This window comes from Actinosynnema sp. NPDC050801, assembly GCF_040673975.1.
In the GTDB taxonomy this organism is placed as follows: domain Bacteria; phylum Actinomycetota; class Actinomycetes; order Mycobacteriales; family Pseudonocardiaceae; genus Actinosynnema.
Map to the genome: position 1 here is coordinate 61,701 of NZ_JBFAQZ010000006.1, position 22,518 is coordinate 84,218.

Annotated in this window: 23 protein-coding genes; 10 read left to right on the forward strand and 13 right to left on the reverse strand. The window is 72.3% G+C overall.

The features are described from left to right. Window positions 1–59 precede the first annotated feature (59 nt). The 7 genes from AB0K14_RS15260 (at window position 60) to AB0K14_RS15290 (ending at window position 5,667) form a co-directional block, all read left to right on the forward strand. Entirely contained in the window at window positions 60–914 is an 855-nt protein-coding gene (locus AB0K14_RS15260; RefSeq protein ID WP_360447504.1) for a MerR family transcriptional regulator, read from the forward strand. Further along, window positions 911–1,690, forward strand: coding sequence for a hypothetical protein (locus tag AB0K14_RS15265; RefSeq protein WP_360447501.1), 780 nt, complete (start codon window positions 911–913; stop codon window positions 1,688–1,690). The genes AB0K14_RS15260 and AB0K14_RS15265 overlap by 4 nt, the downstream gene beginning before the upstream one ends. Then, window positions 1,665–2,189 carry a hypothetical protein gene (locus tag AB0K14_RS15270; protein WP_360447499.1) on the forward strand — a complete coding sequence of 175 codons (525 nt, stop codon included), beginning with the start codon at window positions 1,665–1,667 and terminating at the stop codon, window positions 2,187–2,189. The genes AB0K14_RS15265 and AB0K14_RS15270 overlap by 26 nt, the downstream gene beginning before the upstream one ends. After that, window positions 2,186–3,352 carry a YcaO-like family protein gene (locus tag AB0K14_RS15275; RefSeq protein ID WP_360447497.1) on the forward strand — a complete coding sequence of 389 codons (1,167 nt, stop codon included), beginning with the start codon at window positions 2,186–2,188 and terminating at the stop codon, window positions 3,350–3,352. The genes AB0K14_RS15270 and AB0K14_RS15275 overlap by 4 nt, the downstream gene beginning before the upstream one ends. A gap of 2 nt (window positions 3,353–3,354) precedes the next feature. Further along, entirely contained in the window at window positions 3,355–4,074 is a 720-nt protein-coding gene (locus AB0K14_RS15280; protein ID WP_360447495.1) for a SagB/ThcOx family dehydrogenase, read from the forward strand. A gap of 85 nt (window positions 4,075–4,159) precedes the next feature. Beyond that, window positions 4,160–4,591 (forward strand): phospholipase, encoded by a 432-nt coding sequence (locus AB0K14_RS15285; RefSeq protein WP_360447493.1) that lies wholly within the window; start codon window positions 4,160–4,162, stop codon window positions 4,589–4,591. A 110-nt stretch (window positions 4,592–4,701) separates the two neighbouring features. Beyond that, complete coding sequence (locus AB0K14_RS15290; RefSeq protein ID WP_360447603.1) at window positions 4,702–5,667, forward strand: methyltransferase; 966 nt, start codon at window positions 4,702–4,704, stop codon at window positions 5,665–5,667. Window positions 5,668–5,682: 15 nt separating this feature from the next. Here the strand turns inward: AB0K14_RS15290 and AB0K14_RS15295 are convergent, their stop codons facing one another. After that, on the reverse strand, window positions 5,683–8,124 hold the full coding sequence (locus AB0K14_RS15295) for a DNA translocase FtsK 4TM domain-containing protein (RefSeq protein ID WP_360447491.1): 2,442 nt from the start codon (window positions 8,122–8,124) through the stop codon (window positions 5,683–5,685). 129 nt (window positions 8,125–8,253) lie between these two features. Here AB0K14_RS15295 and AB0K14_RS15300 point away from each other — a divergent pair, with 129 nt between their 5' ends. Next, window positions 8,254–9,048: a lysophospholipid acyltransferase family protein gene (locus AB0K14_RS15300; RefSeq protein WP_360447489.1), complete on the forward strand. Its 795-nt coding sequence runs from the start codon at window positions 8,254–8,256 to the stop codon at window positions 9,046–9,048. 115 nt (window positions 9,049–9,163) lie between these two features. On the opposite strand, the gene AB0K14_RS15305 is transcribed toward AB0K14_RS15300, so the two are convergent. From AB0K14_RS15305 to thyX, 7 genes are all read right to left on the reverse strand, one after another. Then, entirely contained in the window at window positions 9,164–9,733 is a 570-nt protein-coding gene (locus AB0K14_RS15305; protein WP_360447487.1) for a dienelactone hydrolase family protein, read from the reverse strand. 34 nt (window positions 9,734–9,767) lie between these two features. Next, window positions 9,768–11,450 (reverse strand): ribonuclease J, encoded by a 1,683-nt coding sequence (locus AB0K14_RS15310; RefSeq protein ID WP_360447485.1) that lies wholly within the window; start codon window positions 11,448–11,450, stop codon window positions 9,768–9,770. Then, a complete protein-coding gene (gene dapA / locus AB0K14_RS15315; protein ID WP_360447483.1) occupies window positions 11,447–12,343 on the reverse strand; it encodes a 4-hydroxy-tetrahydrodipicolinate synthase in 897 nt (298 codons plus the stop codon). The genes AB0K14_RS15310 and dapA overlap by 4 nt, the downstream gene beginning before the upstream one ends. Window positions 12,344–12,381: 38 nt before the next feature. Further along, window positions 12,382–13,002 carry a TIGR03085 family metal-binding protein gene (locus AB0K14_RS15320; RefSeq protein ID WP_360447481.1) on the reverse strand — a complete coding sequence of 207 codons (621 nt, stop codon included), beginning with the start codon at window positions 13,000–13,002 and terminating at the stop codon, window positions 12,382–12,384. Between the two features lie 9 nt (window positions 13,003–13,011). After that, on the reverse strand, window positions 13,012–14,448 hold the full coding sequence (locus AB0K14_RS15325) for a serine/threonine-protein kinase (RefSeq protein ID WP_364338153.1): 1,437 nt from the start codon (window positions 14,446–14,448) through the stop codon (window positions 13,012–13,014). A 92-nt stretch (window positions 14,449–14,540) separates the two neighbouring features. Next, a complete protein-coding gene (locus AB0K14_RS15330) occupies window positions 14,541–14,930 on the reverse strand; it encodes an ACT domain-containing protein (protein ID WP_360447477.1) in 390 nt (129 codons plus the stop codon). A 6-nt stretch (window positions 14,931–14,936) separates the two neighbouring features. Continuing rightward, window positions 14,937–15,689: an FAD-dependent thymidylate synthase gene (gene thyX / locus AB0K14_RS15335; protein ID WP_360447475.1), complete on the reverse strand. Its 753-nt coding sequence runs from the start codon at window positions 15,687–15,689 to the stop codon at window positions 14,937–14,939. Window positions 15,690–15,854: 165 nt separating this feature from the next. On the opposite strand from thyX, the gene AB0K14_RS15340 reads away from it, so the two are divergent. Together AB0K14_RS15340 and AB0K14_RS15345 are read left to right on the forward strand one after the other, a co-directional pair. Then, on the forward strand, window positions 15,855–16,376 hold the full coding sequence (locus tag AB0K14_RS15340; protein WP_360447473.1) for a toxin-antitoxin system HicB family antitoxin: 522 nt from the start codon (window positions 15,855–15,857) through the stop codon (window positions 16,374–16,376). A 9-nt stretch (window positions 16,377–16,385) separates the two neighbouring features. Further along, a complete protein-coding gene (locus AB0K14_RS15345) occupies window positions 16,386–17,273 on the forward strand; it encodes a DUF4097 family beta strand repeat-containing protein (RefSeq protein WP_360447471.1) in 888 nt (295 codons plus the stop codon). Between the two features lie 60 nt (window positions 17,274–17,333). On the opposite strand, the gene fxsT is transcribed toward AB0K14_RS15345, so the two are convergent. The 5 genes from fxsT to AB0K14_RS15370 form a co-directional block, all read right to left on the reverse strand. Next, window positions 17,334–18,614, reverse strand: a complete 1,281-nt coding sequence (gene fxsT, locus AB0K14_RS15350; RefSeq protein ID WP_360447469.1) for an FxSxx-COOH system tetratricopeptide repeat protein — start codon at window positions 18,612–18,614, stop codon at window positions 17,334–17,336. Then, window positions 18,611–19,195: a TetR family transcriptional regulator gene (locus AB0K14_RS15355; protein ID WP_360447467.1), complete on the reverse strand. Its 585-nt coding sequence runs from the start codon at window positions 19,193–19,195 to the stop codon at window positions 18,611–18,613. The genes fxsT and AB0K14_RS15355 overlap by 4 nt, the downstream gene beginning before the upstream one ends. A 71-nt stretch (window positions 19,196–19,266) precedes the next feature. Next, window positions 19,267–20,280: an aldo/keto reductase gene (locus AB0K14_RS15360; RefSeq protein WP_360447465.1), complete on the reverse strand. Its 1,014-nt coding sequence runs from the start codon at window positions 20,278–20,280 to the stop codon at window positions 19,267–19,269. Between the two features lie 63 nt (window positions 20,281–20,343). Then, window positions 20,344–21,555, reverse strand: coding sequence for a crosslink repair DNA glycosylase YcaQ family protein (locus tag AB0K14_RS15365; RefSeq protein ID WP_360447463.1), 1,212 nt, complete (start codon window positions 21,553–21,555; stop codon window positions 20,344–20,346). Between the two features lie 25 nt (window positions 21,556–21,580). Further along, window positions 21,581–22,468, reverse strand: coding sequence for an EamA family transporter (locus AB0K14_RS15370; RefSeq protein WP_360447461.1), 888 nt, complete (start codon window positions 22,466–22,468; stop codon window positions 21,581–21,583). Between the last annotated feature and the right edge of the window lie 50 nt (window positions 22,469–22,518).

Below are 22,518 nucleotides of genomic sequence, written 5' to 3' on the forward strand. Positions count from 1 at the left end.
TCGAGTATTCACTCGAAGAGTCTTGACTCCGCGAACGTCCACCCGCCAAGATCGACCTCGTGGAGCAGTTGACGGTCGACGAGCTGGCGGTCCGCGTGGGCCTGCCCGGCAGCACCATCCGCATGTACCAGACCAAGGGAGTGCTGCACCCGCCCCGCAGGCAGGGCCGCGTCGCCTACTACGACGCCTCCCACCTGGAACGCCTCACGCTCGTCCAACGCCTGCAGTCCCGCGGCTTCTCGCTGCCCGCCATCGCCGAACTGGTGAAGGCCCGCGAGAAGGGCGCGAGCGTCGCGGCCGTCCTGGGCGTCGGCGACGCGGAGGGCCCGGACGACTGGGTCCGGATCAAGGTCCGCGACATCAGCCGCCTCGTCCCGCTCGGCGACGTCCGGCCGCGCGTCCTGCGCCGCGCGATGCAGCTCGGCCTGGTCCGCTGGCGACGCGGGTGGCCGCACGTCCGCCGCTGGGCGCTGGAGGCGGGCAACCGGCTCGCCGCGCTGAGCGTGCCCAGCGACGACGTGCTGGACAAGTTCGCGAACCTGCGCACGGCCACCGACGGCATCGCGGCCGACTTCGTGGAGGTGTTCGAGCGCAGGCTCTGGCCGCAGCTGGCGGACAACGCCGACCAGGACGACCAGCTCGACCGGGTGCGCGCGCTGCTCGTGGAGCTGACCTACACCGCCGAGACGGTGGTCATCGGCACGCTGCGCGAGTCCATCCGCGAGGCGGCCGAGCAGTTCGCCCGCCGCCACCAGCTGCTGCCCGGCGACGACTTCCAGCCCGCCTGGGTGGAGGAACCGGTGCCCATCGCGGAACGTCTCATCAAGACCGATGAGGACGACGAGTTCCCCGACGAGCCGGCGATCCAGCGGTTCCTCGACCGGGGCGACGACCACGACGAGCCGGGCCGGTGACCGGGCTCGTGCCGGACCCGGCCTGGCACGTCCAGGTGCAGGACGAGGGTCTGGTCGTGCACGCGGGAGCGGACCTCGCCTACCTCCTCTCTGATGTGCCCAGCGCCGAAGCGCGGCTGCTGGTCGAGTTGTTCGAGCCGGTGCGGAGGGGTACGGCTCGCCCGCTCGACCCGGAACGGCTCAGCGGGCCGGTCCGCGCGCAACTGCGGTCGTTGGGCGCGCTGCGCCCGGCGGGCCTGCCCGTGCCGGACGAGCCGCTGAACGTCGGCGTGCGCGTCGTCGGCACGGCACCCGCCGGGCTCGGCGACCACTTCCCGCCCCACGGGGGCGAAGCCGACGTGGTGCTCGTCGTGCGCACCAACGGCACGCTGGCCGACCTGGCCGCGTTGCGGGAGCCCAAGCCGCACCTGCTGCTGGACCTGGCCTACCACCACACGGCGTCGCTCGGCCCGTTCGTGGTGCCGGGCGCAAGCGCTTGCCTGGGTTGCCTGGCCGTGCGCGCACGGCACCGCTGGGGCGATCCGCGACCGCCCCAGCGGCCCGCCGCGACGACCGCCGACTTCCCGTTGCGCTGGGCGAAGCACGCGATCACGAGGCTGGCCGCCGGTTCGCTGGCCCTGCTGGACCGCGTCGTGACGCTGCACCTGGACGAGTTCACCACCACCGCCGAGGACGTGCTGCCGGCGGCGGACTGCGAAGCGTGCCCCCGGTTCGAAGTGGGCCGGGTAGACCTGCCGTGGGGGAAGATCCATGACGACCGCTCTGCGCCTGCCTGATCCATTCACGCCCGACACGACGGCCGCCACCGCCGCCACGCCGACGTGCAGCTGTTGTTGTTGCTGCTGCGCGGTGTCCGCGGTCGGCGGGGCGATCGCGTTGCCGTCCGGCCTGGCCAACGACCTCGCCGAGGCCCGTCAGCCGCGCCGCAAGGCGCTCTGGGTGCTGCCCGCGACGCTCTTCCTGCCCTGGGTGCTGGCCTCGCCGTTCCTGGAACCCGGGGAACGCTGGCCGCTCTACGCCCTCGCGGGTGCGGTCTGCACGCTGCTCTGGACGTTCTTCGCGGCGAAGCTCACCGGCGCCGCCGGTCCCGCGCGGGGGTTGGGGCGCCTGGGGATCTGGGTGGCGCTGTTCGCCGCCGAACTGGTGGTGTCCCTGCCGCTGCTCGGCGCGCTCGGCGCGCTCGGCGCACCGGTCGCGGTCCTCGGCTACGCGCTGCTGGTGGGCCTCGCCGGCCGGCAGGTCCACCGCTACTACTCGCGGCGGGCGCCCGCGTGATCACCCCCGCGTCCGCGCTGCTGCCGCGGGCCGTCGGCTGGCGGCAGGGCGTGGTGGCCCGCCTGCACCCGGTGCCGCGCACGCTGTCCGACGTGGACGTTCACGGCTTCGCCGCGGTGCCCGGGCCGTTCGCGACCGGCGGCACGTCCGGTGGTGCGGCGTTCGAGCCGGAACAGGCGAAGCTGGCCGCGATCGCCGAGGCGGTGGAGCGGTACTCCGCCTCCCGCAGTCCACTGGAGACCGTCGGCGAACCGGACGGGCCGTGCTGGCGGTTGGACGACTTCAGCCTCCACACGCCGGCCCAGCGGGCGCGCCCGGACTTCCGGTACCGGTACGCCGAACCGCGCTACACCAAGGCGTGGACGCTGCCGGACAACGAGCCTGTGTGGGTGCCCGCCGGCCTGGTCGGGTTGCGCGAGGAGTTCGGCCTGCCGGCCACGTCGTCCGGCCTGGCCGCGGGCCCTTCGGCGGTGAACGCGCTGCTGCGCGCGACGCAGGAGCTGGTCGAGCGGGACGCGTTCACCACCACGTGGCTGCACGGCCTCGCCCCGCCCCGGCTGTCCTTGCTGGCCGAGCTGCGGACCGGCGACGTGCGGGCGTTCGACCTCACCCCCGCCTACAGCCCGCACCCGGTGGTGGCGGTCGCGGGCACGCTGCCGCTCGCGGGTCGACCGCGGCCGACGCTCGGGCTGGCGTGCCGGGCGACGGTGGCCGAGGCCATCGGCAAGGCGTGGTTGGAGTGGACGCAGGGCACGGTCTTCATCGCGGCGCGGTCGACCGACGAGGTCCACCGACCGGACGAGGTCACCGACTTCGACCGGCACGCCCTGTACTACGCCGATCACCTGGACGAGTGGCACGCGCTGCCGTGGTGGCGGGGCGTGCCGGGGCCACCTCCGCGCGGCTCCACCGCCCGCAGCGACGCCGCCCAGCTCGAAGAGCTCGTGCGCGCGCTCGGCGTGCGCCTGGCCTACCGGGAGCTGACCACGCCCGAGGCGGCGGCGGTGGGACTGCGGTGCGTGCGCGTGCTGTCCCCCGACCTCACGCCGCTGCACGCCGACCACCGGTGGCCGCACCTGGGCGGTCGCGCGGCGGACGTGGCGTGGCGCTACCCGGGCCGCTCGGGCCGGTTCCCCAATCCCGCACCGCATCCGCTGGGGTGAGCATGACGCCGTTCGACGACTTCTGGACCGCCAGCGGCTACTCCGCGCTGCACCAACGCCGACTGGGTGAACGACTGCGCGAGTTCCGACCGGACCAGGTGGCCGGGGGCCGGGTGACGGCGGACCCGTTCGAGCTGCCGGGCGCGCCGCAGTTCCTGGACCGGCCGCGCGACCGGCTGCAACGGCTGTTCCGCGCCCGCCGCAGCACGCGCGAGTTCAGCCCTCGGCCGTTGTCGGCACGGCGGTTCGGCGCGGTGCTGGCCGCGTTGGCCGACGAGGACGGCCGCGCGTACCCGTCGGCGGGCGGGCTGCACCCGGTGCGCGCCTACGCGTTCCTGCGCAACGTCGAGCACGGGTTGAACGGGCGGGTGGTCCGGTACGACGCGCGGCGGCACGCCGTGCAGGACGTCGGGCCGGCGCCGGACTGGGTGCGGCTGCGCGAAGTGCTGGCCGCCGACGCCGAACCGGCGGTGGTGCTGGTGCTCGTGCTGGCGGACCAACCGGTGTTGGCCAAGTACGGGCAGCGCGCTGGGCGGTTCGGCCTGGTCGAAGCGGGCGCGGCGGCGCAGTCGGTCTGCCTGCGGATGGCCCAGCAGCGGCTCGGCGGGTACCTGCTCGGCGGCGCGGCGGACGCCGAGGTGTTGGCGTTGCTGGGACTGCGCGGTCAGCCGGTCCGGCTGGCGGCGGTGATCGCGTTCGGCCCGACGTTCACCCGTCGTTGACGTGGTATGAGCCGATCGGGGCTGTTGTGCGTTGATCACGGGCCGGTAAGAACCCCCTCAAGCCCGAAAACCGAGGGGAAGAACAGTGCTCGCGAAATCCCTGCGCAACGCGTTCGCCGTCGTGGTCGCCTCGCTCGCCCTGCTGGCCGGCGCCGGCGTCGGCCAGGCGGCCATCAACGCGCCCGCCGTGACCGACGACTACGTCTTCAGCAAGTCCCTGTCGCAGTTCAGCTCGCTGCGCGCGCAGCGACCCTACAGCGACCAGCTCGACTGGTCGTCGGACGGCTGCTCCTGGTCGCCGGACAACCCGTTCGGGTTCAAGTTCCTGCCGGCCTGCCACCGGCACGACTTCGGCTACCGCAACTACAAGCGGCAGGGCCGGTTCACCGAGTCGACCCGGCTGACGATCGACAACAAGTTCAAGTCCGACCTCTACAACCAGTGCGCGGGCAACTGGGCGTGCAACCGCACCGCGGACCTGTACTACCAGGCCGTGCGCGAGTTCGGCGCCAGCTGACCGGTGGGCGGCAGGGGTCCTCGACCGGGGGATCCCTCGCCGCTTTCCGGTTGACGTGTCCGGCAGGGTTGATCGACGTGGGACACGACGAGATCGCCGCGCTGCGCCGGATGGCCGACCTGATCACACCGATGGCCTTGCGGGTGGCGGTGACCCTGGGACTGCCCGACCGGCTGCTCGGCGAGGGCGCCGCGGTCGACCGGCTCGCCCCCGAGCTCGACGCCTCGCCGATCGCGCTGGAGATGCTGCTGAGCCACCTCGCCACGGTCGGGGTGGTCGAGCGCACGGCCGTCGGCTACCGGACCACGGCGTTCGGCGCGAACCTCTGCTCCGACGCGGGCAACGGCCTGACCACCAGCCTCCTGCACCTGGACCACGCGGGTGGCCGCGCGGACCTCGCGTTCGTGGAGCTGGCGCACAGCATCGCCACCGGCGAGGCCGCCTACCCGCGCCGCTACGGCCGGGACTTCTACGACGACCTGGCCGCCCACCCGCACCTGCGCGAGTCGTTCGACCGGCAGATGACCCAGCGGTTCGGCGAGCAGGTGCCCCGGCTCGTCGGCGGCGTCGACTGGGCCCGCTTCCCCACCGTCGTGGACGTCGGCGGCGGCAACGGCACCTTGCTGGCCGCCGTACTGAAGGCCAACCCCGGGGTGCGCGGCCACGTGGTCGAGCTGGCGCCGACCGCCGCCGAAGCCGACCGCGCGTTCCGCGCCGAAGGGCTCGCCGAACGGGCGCGGGTCACCGCCGGCAGCTTCTTCGACCCCTTGCCGCCTGGGGCGGACGCCTACCTGCTGTGCGACGTCCTGCACAACTGGGACGACGACCGCGCCGGCCGGATCGTGGGCCGCTGCGCCGAGGCCGCGGCGCCCACGAGCCGCGTGCTGGTCATCGAGCTGGTCGGCGGCCGGCACGCGACCAGCGCGATCGACCTGTCCATGCTGGCGATCTTCGGCGGCCGGGAGCGCCGGGTCGAGGAGTTCCGCGAGCTGGCCGCGCCCCACGGCCTGGTCCTGGAGGCGGTGACGGAGCTGACCGAGGAGCGCAGCCTGCTGGAGTTCAAGCCCGGCCCGTGACCGCGCCCGACCGGCTCAGACCTCGTCGTCCCCGTCGTCGACCGGCCCGGAACCGCCGCGGATCAGGTAGACGACCGAGTCCAGCTCGTCCGGCTTGATCAGCACCTCGCGGGCCTTCGAGCCCTCCGACGGTCCGACCACGCCGCGCGTCTCCAGCAGGTCCATGAGCCGACCGGCCTTGGCGAAACCGACCCGCAGCTTGCGCTGCAGCATCGAGGTCGAGCCGAACTGCGAGGTGACGATCAGCTCGGCCGCCTGGATCAGCAGTTCGAGGTCATCGCCGATGTCGGCGTCGACCTCCTTCTTCTCGGCCGCCTTCGCCGCCGTGACGCCGTCGGTGTACTCCGGCTGCGCCTGGTCCTTGGTGAAGTTGACGATCTCGGAGATCTCGTCGTCCCCGACGTACGCGCCCTGGACCCGCACCGGCTTGGAAGCGCCCATCGGCAGGTAGAGGCCGTCGCCCATGCCGATCAGCTTCTCCGCGCCCGGCTGGTCCAGGATGACCCGCGAGTCGGTCAACGACGACGTGGCGAACGCCAGCCGGGACGGCACGTTCGTCTTGATCAGACCCGTCACCACGTCCACCGAGGGCCGCTGCGTCGCGAGCACCAGGTGGATGCCCGCCGCACGCGCCTTCTGCGTGATCCGGACGATCGCGTCCTCCACGTCGCGCGGCGCGGTCATCATCAGGTCGGCCAGCTCGTCCACGATCGCCATGATGTAGGGGTACGGCCGGTAGACCCGTTCGCTGCCCGGCGGCGCGCTGATCTCGCCCGACTTGACCTTGCGGTTGAAGTCGTCGATGTGCCGCACCCGGTTGACCTGCATGTCCTGGTAGCGCTGCTCCATCTCCTCGACCAGCCAGGCCAGCGCGGCGGCGGCCTTCTTCGGCTGGGTGATGATGGGCGTGATCAGGTGCGGGATGCCCTCGTACGGGGTGAGCTCGACCATCTTCGGGTCGATCAGGATCATCCGGACCTCGTCCGGGGTGGCGCGCGCCAGCAGCGACACCAGCATCGAGTTCACGAAGCTCGACTTGCCCGAACCCGTGGAGCCCGCGACCAGCAGGTGCGGCATCTTGGTCAGGTTCGCGGTGACGAAGTGGCCCTCGATGTCCTTGCCCAGCCCGATCACCATCGGGTGGTTGTCCTTGACCGTGGACGGCGAGCGCAGCACGTCGCCCAGCCGCACCATCTCGCGGTCGCTGTTGGGCACCTCGATGCCGACCGCGGACTTGCCGGGGATCGGGGCGAGCAGCCGCACGTTGTCCGTGGCGACCGCGTAGGCGATGTTCTTGGTCAGCGCGGTGATCTTCTCGACCTTCACGCCCGGGCCGAGCTCGACCTCGTACCGGGTGACCGTCGGGCCGCGGGTGAAGCCGGTGACCTGCGCGTCGATGGAGAACTGGTCGAGCACGCCGGAGATGGCCTCGATCATCAGGTCGTTGGCCTTGCTCCGGGCCTTGGGCGCGTCGCCGTCCTTGAGGATCGTCGGCGGGGGCAGGCGGTAGTCGCCCTCGACCGCGCGCACGGCGATGGCGGCGGGCTTCGGGGTCTCCGGGGTCGCCTTGGGCTTGGGCGCGGGCTTGGGCGGTGGCGGCGGCTCCTCGTCCAGCGGCAGTTCGGGCTGCTCGTCGTCGGCGACGGCGGCGACGGCCTGGCGGCGGCCGCGGGACGGGCGGCGCAGCTTGGCCGGCTGCTCCTCGACGTCCGGGACCGGCGCGGCGTCCTCGTCGCCGAAACCGTCGAGCTGGTCGGGCTTGCGGTGCAGCAGGGCGCCGAGCTTGGCGGGCACCTCGCGGACCGGCACGTGCACCAGCAGCAGCACGCCGTAGCCGAAGATCAGCACGAGCAGCGGCCCGGCGACCCACGGCGTGAGGCCCTGGGCGAGGAACCCGCCGGAGAGGTAGCCGAGCGCGCCACCGGCGTCACGACGGGCGAGCGGGTCCATCGGCAGGCCGCCGGCGAGGTGGAACATGCCGAGGAACCCGACCGCGACCAGGGCGGCGCCGATCACCAGGCGGGGTCGTGCCTCGGGGGTGGGGTCGGTGCGCATCAGCGCCACGCCGATCGCCAGCAGCACCACGGGCACGATCACCGCCGGGCCGCCGACGGAGCTGCGCACGGCCACGTCGACCCACTGGCCGACCGGTCCGCCTGCCTGCCACCACACGCCCGCGGCGGTGATCACGGCCAGCGAGATGAGCACCAGCGCCAAGCCGTCACGGCGGTGCGCCGGGTCGAGCTCCTTGCCCCTTCCGACCGCGCGGACGACCGACCCGACACCGCGGCCGAGCAGGCCCCAGAGCTTGCGGACCGAGCCGGAGGACTTCTTCGCGGGAGCGCGCTTGGCGGGAGGACGTTTCGCGGCCGGTCGGGACGCGCCGGACCGGGCCTTCGACCCGGATCCGGTGCTGCGGGTCGTGCCCTTGCGCGAAGTCCCAGGTCGGCCGGCCATGGTGCATACGGTAGTCCCTCTGACCACAGCCGCCCCAACGTTCACGGTGGACGTGACGTGCGCTGCCCGGTGCGTGCGGATGCCCGGAAGCCGGTGCGGTGACGGGTCGGCACACCGTAGCCTGCCGTCGTGTCCACACCACTGCTGTGGCGCGTGCTGACCGCAGTCGACCAAGGGGTCGTCGGCCTCAGCGGACGACTCGAAGTCACCGGTGACATCCCGGCGGACCTCAGGGGACGTCCCCTGCTGCTCGCGTCCAACCACATCGGCAACCTCGACCCCTTCGTGCTGATCGCGGCGTGCCGCAGGATCGGTGTCGCGCCGCGCTTCCTGCTCGCGGGCGGGTTGCTCGACGCGCCGGTCCTCGGGCCGCTGCTGAAGGCGTCCGGCCACGTGCGCGTCGACCGCTCGGCGGCGGACGTCGGCGACGCCTACCACCGCACCGTCGAGGTGCTGCAACGCGGCGGCGACCCGATCGCCATGTACCCGGAGGGGCGGATCAGCCTCGACCCGGGCCTGTGGCCGGAGCGGGGCAAGACCGGTGCGGCGAGGCTCGCGCTCAGCGGCGGCATCCCGGTGGTCCCGGTGAGCCAGTGGGGCGCGCACGAAGCCGTGTACTGGGGCAACACCGGGGTCAGCGGGTGGGCCGACGCCAAGCCCTACCTGACCTCGTACGTGCGCGGGCTGCGGAAGCGGCCGACGTTCAAGGTGCACTTCGGCAAGCCGGTGGACCTGTCCGGGCTGGAGGACGGCAAGCCGGGCGACGCGCGGCGGGCGCACGAGCGGATCATGCGCGCCATCACCGCGGGCCTGGTGCCGTTGCGACTGGACGAGCCGGACCTGCCGAAGTTCCACGACCCCACCCGGCCCACGACGGGCAAGAGCCCGTGGCGCCCGCCGACCGGCGAGGACGGCATGCCGTGACCGGCGACGAGCCGTTCCCGGTGCCGCTCGGGCACGTGCTGGACGGACCGCCACGCCTCTGAGACGCCGCCGAACGAACCGGCGACCATGGGCATGCCCGCGCGGCGGCCGAGGATCAGTTCAGGAACGCGAGCACGCGCTCCATCAGCAGCACCGCCGCCACCTCGTCGTAGGACGACAGGCTCTGGTCGGCGAACAGGTGCCGGTCGCCGGGGTAGAGGAACAGCTCCCCGTCCGCCGCGCCCGCCACCAGGGCACGCGCGGCGTCGAGGTCGCCGTCGTCCACGAACAGCTCGTCGGCCGCCATGGCGTGGACCTGCACCGGCACGCTCGCGGGCCACGCCGGGCCGAACTCCGACACCGGCACGCACGCGCTGAACAGCAGCGCGCCGGCCGCGCCCGGCTTGGTCTGCGCCAGCATCTGCGCGGGCAGCACGCCGAGCGAGAACCCCGCGTACACGACGTCCGAGGGCAGCCCCTCGGCGGCGACGAGGCCGCGTTCGGCGATCGTGCCGAACCCGACCTGCTCGGCGTAGTCCAGGCCGTCACCCAGGTCGACGAACACCCGGCCCTCGTACAGGTCCGGCACGTGCACGGTGTGCCCGGCCTGCGCCAACTGCTCGGCGAAGGCCGCGACACCGGGCGTCAACCCGTGCGCGTGGTGGAACAGCAGCACCTCGGCCACGTCAGGTCCTCCCAGCCACGCGCATCACGGGCGGTCAGTTCACGGGGATGATGGTCGGCACGATCATCGGTCGCCTGCGGTAGGTCTCGGCGACCCAGCGGCCCACCACGCGGCGCACGGCCTGGGCGATGCGGTGCGAGTCGGTGATCCCCTCGGCCTCCGTGCGGGACAGCTCCATCTCCACCAGGGAGATGGCCTGGTCCAGGGCCTTCGGGTCGTCGGAGAACCCGCGGCCGGACACGGTCGGCGGTGCGACCGCGCGCCCGTTGTTGGAGTCCACCGCCACCGTGATGGCGATGAACCCGCCCTCGCCGAGCACGAGCCGGTCGGACAGGGTCGACTCGCCGACGTCGCCCACGGACAGGCCGTCGACGTAGACGTGGCCGACCTCGACCTTGCCGCTGATCGCCGCCTTGCCGTCGACCAGGTCGACCACCACGCCGTCCTCGGCGATGACGACCCGCTCCGCGTCCACGCCCGTCGCCACGGCCAGCGCCGCGTTCGCCCGCAGGTGCCGCCACTCGCCGTGCACCGGCATCACGTTCGACGGCCGCACGGCGTTGTAGAGGAACAACAGCTCACCGGCCGGCGAGTGCCCGGAGACGTGCACCTTGGCGTTGCCCTGGTGGACGACCGTCGCGCCGAGCCGCGCCAGGCCGTTGACCACGCCGAACACCGCGTTCTCGTTGCCCGGGATCAGCGACGAGGCCAGCACGATCGTGTCACCGGCCTTGATCGAGATCTGCCGGTGCTCGCCGCGCGCCATCCGCGACAACGCCGACAGCGGCTCGCCCTGCGACCCGGTCGACACGAACATCACCTGGTCCTCGGGCATCTCCATGGCCTCGTTGAGGTCCACGAACAACCCCTCCGGCACGTTCAGGTAGCCCAGTTCCGCCGCGATGCCCATGTTGCGCACCATCGACCGGCCGACCAGCGCGACCCGCCGCCGGTACTGCACGGCCACGTCCAGGACCTGCTGCACGCGGTGCACGTGGGAGGCGAAGCACGCCACGATCACGCGCTGGTTGGCCTTGCGGACCACGTTCTCCAGCACCGGGCCGATCTCGCGCTCCGGCGCGACGAACCCCGGCACCTCGGCGTTGGTCGAGTCGACCAGGAACAGGTCGACGCCCTCGTCGCCGAGCCGGGAGAACCCGGCCAGGTCGGTGAGCCTGCCGTCCAGCGGCAGCTGGTCGAGCTTGATGTCGCCGGTGTGCAGCACCAGCCCGGCGGTCGTGCGGATGGCCACCGCGACCGCGTCCGGGATGGAGTGGTTGACCGCGAAGAACTCCAGGTCGTACGGCCCGTACGAGCGGCGCTCGCCGTCGGTGATCTCGAACAGCCGGGGCGTCTGGCGGTGCTCCTTGCACTTCGCCGCGAGCAGCGCCAGCGTGAACCGCGAGCCCACCACCGGCAGGTCGGGGCGCAGCTTCAGCAGGAACGGCACCGCGCCGATGTGGTCCTCGTGCCCGTGCGTGAGCACCAGCGCCTCGATGTCGTCCAACCGGTCCTCGATGGCCCGGAAGTCCGGCAGGATCAGGTCGACGCCCGGCTGGTCGTCCTCGGGGAAGAGCACGCCGCAGTCCACGACGAGCAGCCGGCCGGCGTGCTCGAACACCGTCATGTTGCGGCCGATCTCGCCAATTCCGCCCAGTGCGACGACGCGCAGACCTCCGTCGGGCAGTGCGAGCGGGGGTGAGTTCGGGTTGATCACGCGTTGACTCCCAATTCGGCCTCGACGGCCTTGATGTCCTCGGTTGAAGCGGGTACCAGCGGCAGCCTCGGGTCGCCCACGTCCAGACCGCGCAGCCGGAGCGCGGTCTTGGCGTAGGTGACGCCGGGCATCCGGCTGAAGGGCCGCAGCAGCGGCAACAGCGACTGGTGGATCGCGGTCGCGCCGGCGACGTCGCCGGAGGAGAACGCGTCGAGCATGTCGCGCAGCCGGTCCGCGGCGATGTGCGAGATGACGCTGACGAAGCCGACCGCGCCGACCGACAACCACGGCAGGTTCAGCGGGTCGTCACCGGAGTAGTAGGCCAGGTCGGTGGCCGCGATGACCTTGCTGCCCGCGAGCAGGTCGCCCTTGGCGTCCTTCACCGCGACGATGCGCGGGTGCTCGGCGAGCCGCAGCAGGGTCTCCACCTCGATGGGGATCACGGTGCGCGGCGGGATGTCGTACAGCATCACGGGCACGCCGACCTGGTCGGCGACGGTGGTGAAGTGCGCGTGCACGCCCTCCTGGGTGGGCCGCGAGTAGTACGGGGTGACCAGCAGCAGGCCGTGCGCGCCCGCCGCCTCGGCCTGCTTGGCCAGGTGCACGCTGTGCGCGGTGTCGTACGTGCCCGCGCCGCTGACCACGGTCGCGCGGTCGCCGACCGCCTCGACCACGGCGCGGATCAGGTCGGCCTTCTCCGCGTCGCTGGTGGTCGGGCTCTCACCGGTGGTCCCGTTGACCACGAGACCGTCGTTGCCCAGCTCGACCAGGTGTTCGGCGAGCTGCCGCGCCTTGTCCAGGTCCACCGCCCCCTCCGCGTCGAACGGGGTGACCATGGCGGTGAGCACGCGCCCGAAGGGGCGGCCGGGCGAGGCGGTAGGACTTCCGGTCATATGCGGAAATCTACCGCGTCACCCTCGGCAAGCTGCGACTACATGCTCCGGTCGAGGGCACGCACCAGCCGCACCGCTTCGTCCGCGCCGTCGTACTCCACCCGTGCGGCGGCCCGGCCGAACACGTGCACCAGCAATTCCGAGACCTGCCCGGTCAGCACCACGGGGTTCGCGCCACGCCTGGCCACGACCACCTCGCCGTCCGGGCGGCGCAGCACGACCCCTACCGGGCTCTTGCGGTACATCAGCCGGGCGGTGGGCGCGAGCCGCCGCCAGAGCACCGCGTCTCGTACCGGATCGGGTGAACGGGGCTCCCAGTCGGGGCGGGCCCGGCGCACGTCCTCGTGGTGCACGAAGTACTCGACGGAGTTGACCAGCTCGTCGACCAGCGCGTACGGCGAGAACCGGGGCGGGCCGACGCGGACCAGTCCCACCAGCTCGTCCCACGGCCTGGCCGCGTAGGCGTCCTGGACCCGCCGGGTGTGCGCGGCCAGCGGCTTGGCCAGGATGCCCGCCGCCGCGTCCGGGCGGCGTTCCCGCAGCACCAGGTGCGCGGCCAGGTCACGGGTGCGCCACGGGTCGCACAACGTGGGCGCGTCCGGCCCCACCTCGGCGAACAACTCGGTCAACAGCCTGCGTTCGTCCTGCGCGACGCCCATGGGGCCACGTTACTTGGCGTACACCTGGTCCTTCAGCGCGGTGCCGTCCTTGTTCCACAGCACGCAGACCACGTCGCGGAACTGCTTGCCCGACGACGAGGAGGACGACGGGTCCTCCGCCCAGATGCCCGAGGTGGGCACGACGGCGAGGTAGCGCAGCGTGGACTGCTTGTCCTCCACCGGGACGCGCTCGGACATGAAGTACATCGTGCAGAAGTCCTCGGCGTAGTTGCGCAGCCACTGGTCACCCGGGTAGGGCATCTTGTCCGACCCGAACGGCTCGGCCGCCGCGAAGACCTCGACCCGGTGCGGCTCGTCGCAGTCGGTGTAGTTGACCGTCGTGTTGGGGTCGACCAGGTTGTCGCCGCACTGCCCGCTGCCCGGCTTGAACTGGGCGGCCTCGATCGTGCCGCCGGGACCGTAGGTGACCGTCTGGGCCATCGCGGCGGGCGGCTGGTCGGTGAACAGCCACCGGCCGAGGAACACGCCGCCGACCAGCAGCACCACCGCCGCGATCGCCGTGGCGGTGATCAGCAGGCCCTTCAGCCACGGCTTCCGCACCGCGGTCGGCTGGGTGTAGTGCATGGTCGGGTTCTGCGGCGGCACGCCGAAACCGGTCGGCGGCGTCGGCTGGGCGACGGCGCGTTCCAGCATGGCGCGCGCCTGGGGACCGGTCAGCCTGGCGTTCGGGTCGGGCATCAGCAGGCCGGTGATCACCGCGCCGAGCACGCCGTGCGCCCTGGTCACCCGCGGCATCTCGTTCATGATCGCGTGCAGGGTGGACGCGGTGGTCGAGCGCTCGTAGGGGTTCGCGCCCTCCACGGCGTAGCAGAGCGTCGCGCCCAGCGCCCACAGGTCGGAGGCGGGCGAGGCCTCGTTGCCGTGGATGCGCTCCGGCGACATGTAGGCGGGCGAGCCGATCAGGCTGCCGCTGGTGGTCAGCCGCGGGTCGTCCACGGCCTGGGCGATGCCGAAGTCGGTGAGCTTCACCCGGCCGTTGGGCGTGATCATGAGGTTGCCGGGCTTGACGTCGCGGTGCACGATCCCGGCCTGGTGCGCGGAGTCCAGGGCGGACAGCGCCTGGACGGCCATCGAGACGACCCGGTCCTGCGGCATCGGGCCGTGCGCGCTGACGAGGGTGGACAGCGTGGCCGCCTCGACCAGCTCCATCACGATGTAGGTCATGCCGCCCTCGGCGACCACGTCGAACACCGTGACCACACTTGGGTCGTTCAACCGGCCCGCGGTGCGCGCCTCGCGGAGCACCCGCTCCTCCAGCACCCGGCGCTCCTCCAGCGCGATGCCGTCGGGCAGGTGCAGCTCCTTGATGGCCACCTGGCGGCCGATCACGTTGTCCTGCGCGCGCCAGACGACGCCCATGCCACCGCGCCCCAGCTCGGCGAGCAGGGTGTACCTGCCCGCGATCACTCGGGGTCGGTCGCTCACACCTTGCGTCGGACCAGTCACCGTCACTCCTCGAAACCCCGACCGCGGACCGGCGGAACGCTACTTCAGACCCCGCGTCGCCCGATCCGGTTTCACGGTTTCGTGACTTCGTGGCCCGAGGCGCGCAACGCCTGCACGGCACGGGCCAGGTCACCGGTCTTCACCAGCAGGTGGTCGGTGTCGTAAGTGGACAGGGCGAACAGGCTCACGCCCGCCGCGGCCAGTTCGCCGGACAGGGCGGCCATGATGCCCGTGAGCGTGAACTCCAGCGGACCGCGCACGGTCAGCAACCGCCAGCCCGGCTGCGCGGTCTCCGACCGCGGCGCGTGCTCGACCGGGCACACGATCGACAGCTCGTCGGGCGTCCTGGTCACCGAGACCAGGCCGGGCACGTCGAGCAGCCCGGCCGGGACCGGTGCGTCGGCGGGCAGCCGCGCGACCGCGTACTCGCCGGGCTGGACGTCGACGATCAGCCGCTTCACCGGCCGTCAGCCTTCGGTGACCAGCGGGCTGGACGCGACCTCGGTGCCGTCGGACAGCGTCGAGATGGTGAAGTCGGCGAACACGTTGGCCGCCGCCTTCTGCAGCTCGCGCAGGCACTCCACGGCCAGGGCGCGGATCTCCACGTCGGCGTGCTCGGTGGCGCGCATGGCGATGAAGTGCCGCCACGCCCGGTAGTTGCCGGTGACCACGATGCGGGTCTCGGTGGCGTTGGGCAGGATCGCGCGGGCCGCCTGACGGGCCTGCTTGCGCCGCAGGGTCGCGCTGGGCACGTCGGAGAACTTCTCCTCCAGGCCCTTGAGCAGCTCGTTGTAGGCGTCGACGCTGGCCTGGGCGGCGGCGAGGAACTTCTCGTGCAGCTCGGGATCGTCGGCGATGACGTCCGGCTCGACCATGGCGGCGTTGCGCTCGGGCACGTACCGCTGGGACAGCTGCGAGTACGAGAAGTGGCGGTGCCGGATCAGCTCGTGGGTCAGCGACCGGGAGATGCCGGTCAGGTAGAAGCTGACCGAGCCGTGCTCCAGCACGGACAGGTGGCCGACCTCGATGATGTGCTTGATGTAGCCGGCGTTGGTGGCGGTGGCCGGGTTCGGCTTGGTCCACGACTGGTAGCAGGCGCGGCCGGCGAACTCCGCCAGCGCCTCGCCGCCGTCGGCGTCGGTGGACCACGGGACGCCGTCCGGGGGGAAGAACTCCGTCTTCGCGATCAACTGCACCTTCGGCGCCACCGTCTCAGCCATGGCCCGAACCCTAACCGAAGCCGGTGGCCGCGCTCCTCGACGACCGACCGTTCGGCCCTGTGACCTGCGCCCGTTCGCCGTGCCGCCACGGTGCCACCGCGATGCTGTCAAGAACGACATCATGAATTCCTTGACTGATGTCAGATTTGACGTCATGGTGGTGTCATGGATCTGTCGCCGTACATCGCAGCGCTGCGCGAGGACCTCGCGACGGCCGCGTCCGCCGGGGACGACAACACCCGGCGCACCGCGGCCCTGCTGTCCGCAGCTTTGGAGCCCGCCGCGCGGCTCGCACTCATGAACGCACTGTCCGACCTGGCCGCGGAGGTCACCGCGGCCCTCGACGGCCCCGTGGTCGACGTGCGGTTGGACGGACGGGATGTGCAGGTGGTCGTCACCGGCGCGGCCGCTCGGGAAGAACACGAACCGGAGCCGCGGGAAGTTCCCCGGCCCTCCGCGGGCGACGCCACGCGCGTCACCCTGCGGCTGCTGGACGAGCTGAAGGCCAAGGCCGAACAGGCCGCCGCGGCCCAGGGCATGTCGTTGAACACGTTCGTCGCCCAGGCCGTGCAGGGCGCGGTCGGCGGTCGGCGCGGTGGCGGCCACAAGCACTGGGGACCGCCGAAGGACCAGTCGGGCGGCGACTCGTCGTCGTCCTCCCGCGTCCGCGGCTGGGTGCAGGGCTGAGGGGGGATCATGGAATCGGATGTCGTGCGGCAGCAGAGCTTCGAGGTCGAGGGTGTCGTCGAGATCGACGTGGCGCTGCTCGCCGGTCGGGTGCGGGTGCACCTGCTGGACGAGCCGGGCGTGCACGTCGAGGTCAAGCACGACCCCTCGGCGGGCGAGTCCTGGACGGCAGGCCTGTCCGGACTGCTGAGCTGGGTGAACGACCAGTTCGGCAACGGGAAGGGACAGCCCGCCGGTCCGGCGGAGGCGGTGCGGGACGCGCGGCTGGAGCTGTCCGGCACGCGGGTGGCGGTGCACTCCTCCAAGGCGCTGCCGCTGCGCGCGGTGCCGCTGAGCGTGACCGTGCGGGCGCCGGTCGGCTCGCACGTGATCACCAAGGCGGGGTCGGCGGACGTGACGGTGACCGGCGCGGCGGGACGGCTGGAGGTCCAGACCGGCACCGGTGACGTGACCGCGGACCGGGCCGACGCGTCGTCCCAGGTCAACTCGGGCTCGGGCAAGCTGAGGCTCGGGCCGATGCTCGGCGGGCTGCGGGCGAAGACCGGCAGCGGCGACATCGAGGTGTCGTCGGTCGGCGGGAACACCGTGGTCTACACCGGCACCGGCGACGTGTGGCTCGGCGCCGTGCAGGACGACGTGCAGGTGCGGACGGGCAGCGGTGACGTCACCGTGGCCGACGCCGCGTCGGGCCGGCTCCAACTGGGCACCGGCTCGGGCGACGTCCGCGTGGGCGTGCGGCCCGGTGTGGCGGCGCGGGTCGACCTGGCCTCCAGCTCGGGCGCGGCGCGCAGCGACCTCGACGTCTCCGACACCCCGCCGGAGACCGAGCCGTCGCTCGTCATCACCGGCCGGACCAGCAGCGGCACGGCCCTGGTCACCACCGCGACCACCACCTGACCGACCGGCGTCCCCGAACCAGCCGCGGCGTGCGCACCCCCGATGCGCGCGCCGCGGTGCTCATTCCAGGAGGCGCCGGATCCGCTTGGTGAGGGCGTCGTCGGGTCCGTACAGGGCGGTGGCGGCCTCCATGCTCACGCGGTACAACTCCACCGCACGACCATCCGGGTACTTGGTGTGCGACACCGCGGCCAACAGGTGCGACACCAATGGCGGCGTCCCCGTCAGGTCGAACAACAACATTTTCAAGGCCGTCTCGGCGAACAAGTGGGGGTCGTGAACGGCCCCCTCGGTCAGGTTGCGGAGCGCGGCTTGCAGGAGACGGTGCATCGAAATCGTGTCGCCGGTCCGCCGGACCAGTCCGTACTTGACCAACAGGCCGATGACGCGCGTCCACCGCACCGGATCGGCCGCCGCGTCGACGAACATCGGGACGTTCCGACGGAGGTACTCCCTCAACCGGTCGAGCGGTATGTCATCGGGGGCGAGGTAGGCGCTGATGCCGACCACGGCCATGGTCGCGGGCTCCTGTCGCGCCAACCGCTCCAGCGACAGCGACCAGACCGTGGTGACAGTGTGCGGGTGGTCGGGCACGTCGCCCTCGGCCAACAGGGCGGACTCGTGCGTGTCGAGCAAGGTCAGGTACTCCTCGACGGGGAGCGCCGTCTCCTCCAGGTACGCGGCGGCTTGGGCCAGTCCGAGCGGCAGGTCGCCCAGCACGTCCGCCAATCGGCGCGCCTGGTCGGCGGTCATCGCGGGCACCCGCCCGCGCAGGAAGTCCACCGACTCCGGGCGGTCCAGCGTGTCCAGCTCGACCGTGCGGCCGAGGCTGCCGAACCCCGTGTTGCGGGTGGTGATCAGCACGTGGCCGCCCACGGGCAGGTGGCCGTGGAGGTCGCCCGGGTGGTCGGCGTTGTCGAAGATGAGCAACCACCCCGGTTCGTTGCCCAGCACCGAGCGCAGATCGGCCGTCGCGGGCAGGCCGAGCGCCGCCCTGAGGCGCTCGAAGTGAGCCGGGATGACCTCGGGCTGCTCGGCGGGGATCCAGAACGCCCACCGGTAGTCCGCCCGGTGGCGGTACGCGTACTCGATCGCGGTCTGGGACTTGCCCACCCCGCCCAAGCCGTGCAGTGAGTGCACGGACACGACGCTCTTCGACAGGCCGTCTCGGATCCGGGTCAGGACCTCCTCGCGACCGGTGAAGTTCGGGTTGCGCGGCGGGAGGTTCCAGATCAGAGGAGCGGCCGGGACGGGCAGGGGCGGCGAGTGGACGATGATGTCGCGCCCGGCTTGGTAGAGCCGGCTGCCGTCGCTCGCCTCGGCCCGCTGCCCTTCGGTCACCGTCCGGACTGTAGACCCGCCACCAGCAGGGAAACCACGGCGTCGAACGCCGCGTCGGCGTCCGGGGCGGACCAGTCGCCGGCGTGGGCCGGGTCGTGGAAGCGAGCGGTGGCGTCGAACACGGCCTTGGCGCTCACGGCCGGGTCGGGGGTGGTGAAGTCGCCGGACGCGACGCCTTCGGCGACGATCCTGGTCAGTTCCGCCACCATGTCCGCGATGTGCTGGGCGACCACGGAGCTGTTCTCCTTCACCAGCACGGAGAACGTGGCGAACAGCTCCGGGTCGCCCAGCGCCTTCTTGCGCTTGGCCTCGAAGAGCGCCGCCAGCCAGTCGCGCAGGCGTTGCGGCGCGGGCGTGCCAGCGGCGGCCACCTCGGCCAGGCCCGCGTGGGCCCGGTCGAGCCAGCGCTGGGTGACGGCCTCGCGCAGCGCCGTCTTGGTGGGGAAGTGCCGGTAGACGCTGCCGTGGCTCACGCCCAGCGCCCGGGCCACGTCCACGACCGTCGCCTTGGCCGGGCCGTAGCGGCGCAGGACGTCCTCGGTGGTGCCGAGGATGACCTCCGCGGTCAGCGCTTCCGCCACGTGGTGCTCCCCTGGTGTCGCCGGCTGGTCCGGTCCATTGTGCGCGCACCGGCCGCCGGCGCGGCCCGAGGTCAGTGCTCGCTGTCCAGGTGCGCCATCTGGGCCGGCGCGTACCGCTCGCCCGCCACCGCGTCGGCGGGGACCGCCGACTGGATCCGGGTCAGGTCGGGCTCGGTGAGGGTGACGTCCAGCGCGCCGAGCGCCTCGGTCAGGCGGTCACGGCGGCGGGCGCCCACCAGCGGGACGATGTCGTCGCCCTGGGCCAGGACCCAGGCGATGGCCAGCTGCGCGACCGTGACGCCCTTCTCGGCGGCGACCGCGCGCAGGGCCTCCACCAGCGCCAGGTTGCGGTCGAGGTTGTCGCCCTGGAAGCGCGGCGAGACGGCGCGGAAGTCGGCGACCTGCCTCGACGCCGTCCAGTGGCCCGAGATCAGGCCGCGCGACAGCACGCCGTACGCGGTGATGCCGATGCCCAGCTCGCGGGCGGCCGGGAGGATCACCTTCTCGATGCCGCGGGAGATCAGCGAGTACTCGATCTGGAGGTCGACGATCGGGTGGACCGCGTGCGCCCGGCGCAGCGTGTCCGCGCCGACCTCGGAGAGGCCGATGTGGCGGACGCGGCCCTTCTCGACCTCCTCCTTGATCGCGCCGACCGTCTCCTCGATCGGGACGGCCGGGTCGAGGCGGGCCGGGCGGTAGACGTCGACGTGGTCGGTGCCCAGCCTGCGCAGCGTGTAGGCGAGGAAGTTGCGCACGGCCTCGGGGCGGTTGTCGTTGCCGTGCCAGCCGCCGTCCGCGTCGCGCAGCGCGCCGAACTTGACGCTGATCGCCACGTCGTCGCGGTTGCGGTCGCGCAGGGCCTGGCGGATCAGCAGCTCGTTGTGGCCCATGCCGTAGAAGTCGCCGGTGTCGAGCAGGGTGACGCCCGCGTCGATGGCGGCGTGGACGGTGGCCACGCTCTCGGCCTCGTCGGCCGGGCCGTACAGGTCGGACATGCCCATGCAGCCGAGGCCGAGCGCGGACACCTCGGGGCCGGTCGAGCCCAGGACGCGGCGACGGGTCACGCGGTTGGTGGAGTTCGTCATGACTCCACTATGCGTGTTGGACTGACAGATTTCAACTTCTGTCAGTCCACCGGGTGGCCGACGTCACCGCGCCACCGCCGTCAACACGGGTGCGAGATCGCCCTTGGGCACGACTTCCACGTGGTCCAGCTCCAGCCAGTCGGCCATGTGCCGCAGCTCGGCGGCCAGCTCGACCGCGACCCGGCCCACGTCCGCGGTCGGCTCCGAGTACGCCGCCTGCACCCGCAGCACGCCGGCGGCCCGGTCCGCCTTCAGGTCCACCCGCCCGACCAGCTCGCCGTCCAGCAGGAACGGGAACACGTAGTACCCGTGCACCCGCTTCGGCGCGGGCACGTAGATCTCGATCCGGTAGAAGAAGTCGAAGATCCGCTCCGTCCGGGCCCGTTCCCAGATCAGCGGGTCGAACGGGCACAGCAGCGCGCGGCCGGTGATCCGGCGCGGCACGCGCGCCTCGACGTGCCGGTACGCGGGCACGCCCCAGCCCTGCACCTCGACCGGCTCCAGCACGCCGGCCTCCACCAGCTCCGCCACGGCCTGCCGACTGCGGCCCGGCTGCAGGCGGTAGTAGTCGCGCAGGTCCGGCTCCGTCGCCACGCCCAGCGCCGTCGCCGCACGGGTGACCAGCTCGCGCGCGCCCTCCTCCGCCGAGATCGACGTCCGACCGGCGAGCACCTCGGGTGGCAGCACGCGTTCGCTCAGGTCGTACAGCCGCTCGAAGCCGCGCCGCGACCCGGTCGTCAGGACGCCCTCGCCGAACAGGTACTCGCACACCTTCTTGACCTCGGACCAGTTCCAGCCCCAGTGCTCCTTGGCCCGCGGCCCGCCACCGGCCAACGCCTTCTCGATCGCGCCCGCGCCGACCGGCCCCAGCTCCTTCACCACCGCCAGGATGTCGTCCACGAGCTGCGGCGAACCCTCGGCGATCGCCGTGTAGTTCTTCCACCAGCCCGCGCGCTTGGCCCCGGAGTGCAGCAGCGCCCAGTCCTCCACGGGCACCAAACTCGCCTCGTGCGCCCAGTACTCCACCAGCAGCCGCGGCTTGCGGGGGCTGTGCGACCACGCGGCGTCGTCGACCAAGGACGGCGCGTAGGCGCCGAGCCTGCTGAACAACGGCATGTAGTGCGCGCGGACGGCGACGTTCACCGAGTCCAGCTGGAGCAGCCGCACCCGGGACAGCACCTTCTGCAGGTGCCGCCGGGTCGGCGCGGAAGCCGGCCGCGGATCGGCGAAACCCTGTGCCGCCAGCGCGATGCGGCGGGCGACGTCTGCGCTCATCTTCTGCACGGCTGGATACTCCCACTCAGGTCCGACACTCCAGCTCCGCCTGCTCGGCGCGCTCGGCCCGGTCGGCCCGCACGACCAGCACCACCGCCACGACCACCAGCAGACCGCCGAGCAGCTGGAACGGCCCGAACGCCTCGTCGGCCAGCCACACCCCGAGCACCACCGCGATCACCGGGTTCACGTACGCGTAGGTCGCGACCGTGGACACCGGCAACTGGCCGAGCACGTACACGTACGAGCTGAACGCCAGCAACGACCCGAACACCACCAGGTACCCCCAGGCCACCCACGACGACGTGGTGATCGAGCCGAACGACACCCGTTCCCCGGCGACCAGCCCCACCACCGTCAACGCCGCCCCACCGGCCAGCATCTCCACCGCCGACAGGGCGAACGGGTTCGCGGGCGTGTCCAGCCGACTGCTCAGGAACGACCCCAGCGCCCACCCGAACGCCGCCAGCAGCACCACCCACGGCCCCCACCACGACGACTCGCCCATGTCGTCCAGCAACAGGGCGGCCAGCCCGACCAACCCGATGGCCACGCCGGCGTACGTCACCGCCCGCGGGCGCTCACCGGCGAACCGCCGCATCAGCACCACGTACAGCGGCACGGACGCCACCAGCAGCGCCGCCAACCCCGACGCCACGGACTGCTCGGCCAGCACCACCAGACCGTTGCCCCAGGCGGGCAGCAGCAACCCGAGCAGCACCGCCGACCCGAACTGCCGCCGCGTCATCCGCAGCCCGCCCCGCCAGGCCACCAGCAGCGCCAGCACCGCGCCGGCTATGAGGAACCGCGTCCCTCCCGACAACAGCGGTGGCATCGACTCGATGCTGAACTTGATGGCCAGGTAGGTCGAACCCCAGACCACGTACACGACGCCCAACGCTGCCCAACGCACGACGCCACGCTTTCACGCCACACCGGGCGGAATCACGCGGGTTTCCGCCG

What these genes read in the sequence shown, in the direction of transcription:
- AB0K14_RS15345 (WP_360447471.1), top strand. Translation starts at nt 16,386, where the DNA reads ATGGAATCGGATGTCGTGCGGCAGCAGAGCTTCGAGGTCGAGGGTGTC.
- thyX (WP_360447475.1), bottom strand. Translation starts at nt 15,689, where the DNA reads ATGGCTGAGACGGTGGCGCCGAAGGTGCAGTTGATCGCGAAGACGGAG.
- AB0K14_RS15320 (WP_360447481.1), bottom strand. Translation starts at nt 13,002, where the DNA reads ATGGGCGTCGCGCAGGACGAACGCAGGCTGTTGACCGAGTTGTTCGCC.
- AB0K14_RS15270 (WP_360447499.1), top strand. Translation starts at nt 1,665, where the DNA reads ATGACGACCGCTCTGCGCCTGCCTGATCCATTCACGCCCGACACGACG.
- dapA (WP_360447483.1), bottom strand. Translation starts at nt 12,343, where the DNA reads ATGACCGGAAGTCCTACCGCCTCGCCCGGCCGCCCCTTCGGGCGCGTG.
- AB0K14_RS15280 (WP_360447495.1), top strand. Translation starts at nt 3,355, where the DNA reads ATGACGCCGTTCGACGACTTCTGGACCGCCAGCGGCTACTCCGCGCTG.
- AB0K14_RS15295 (WP_360447491.1), bottom strand. Translation starts at nt 8,124, where the DNA reads ATGGCCGGCCGACCTGGGACTTCGCGCAAGGGCACGACCCGCAGCACC.
- AB0K14_RS15365 (WP_360447463.1), bottom strand. Translation starts at nt 21,555, where the DNA reads ATGAGCGCAGACGTCGCCCGCCGCATCGCGCTGGCGGCACAGGGTTTC.
- AB0K14_RS15360 (WP_360447465.1), bottom strand. Translation starts at nt 20,280, where the DNA reads ATGACGAACTCCACCAACCGCGTGACCCGTCGCCGCGTCCTGGGCTCG.
- AB0K14_RS15340 (WP_360447473.1), top strand. Translation starts at nt 15,855, where the DNA reads ATGGATCTGTCGCCGTACATCGCAGCGCTGCGCGAGGACCTCGCGACG.
- AB0K14_RS15290 (WP_360447603.1), top strand. Translation starts at nt 4,702, where the DNA reads ATGGCCGACCTGATCACACCGATGGCCTTGCGGGTGGCGGTGACCCTG.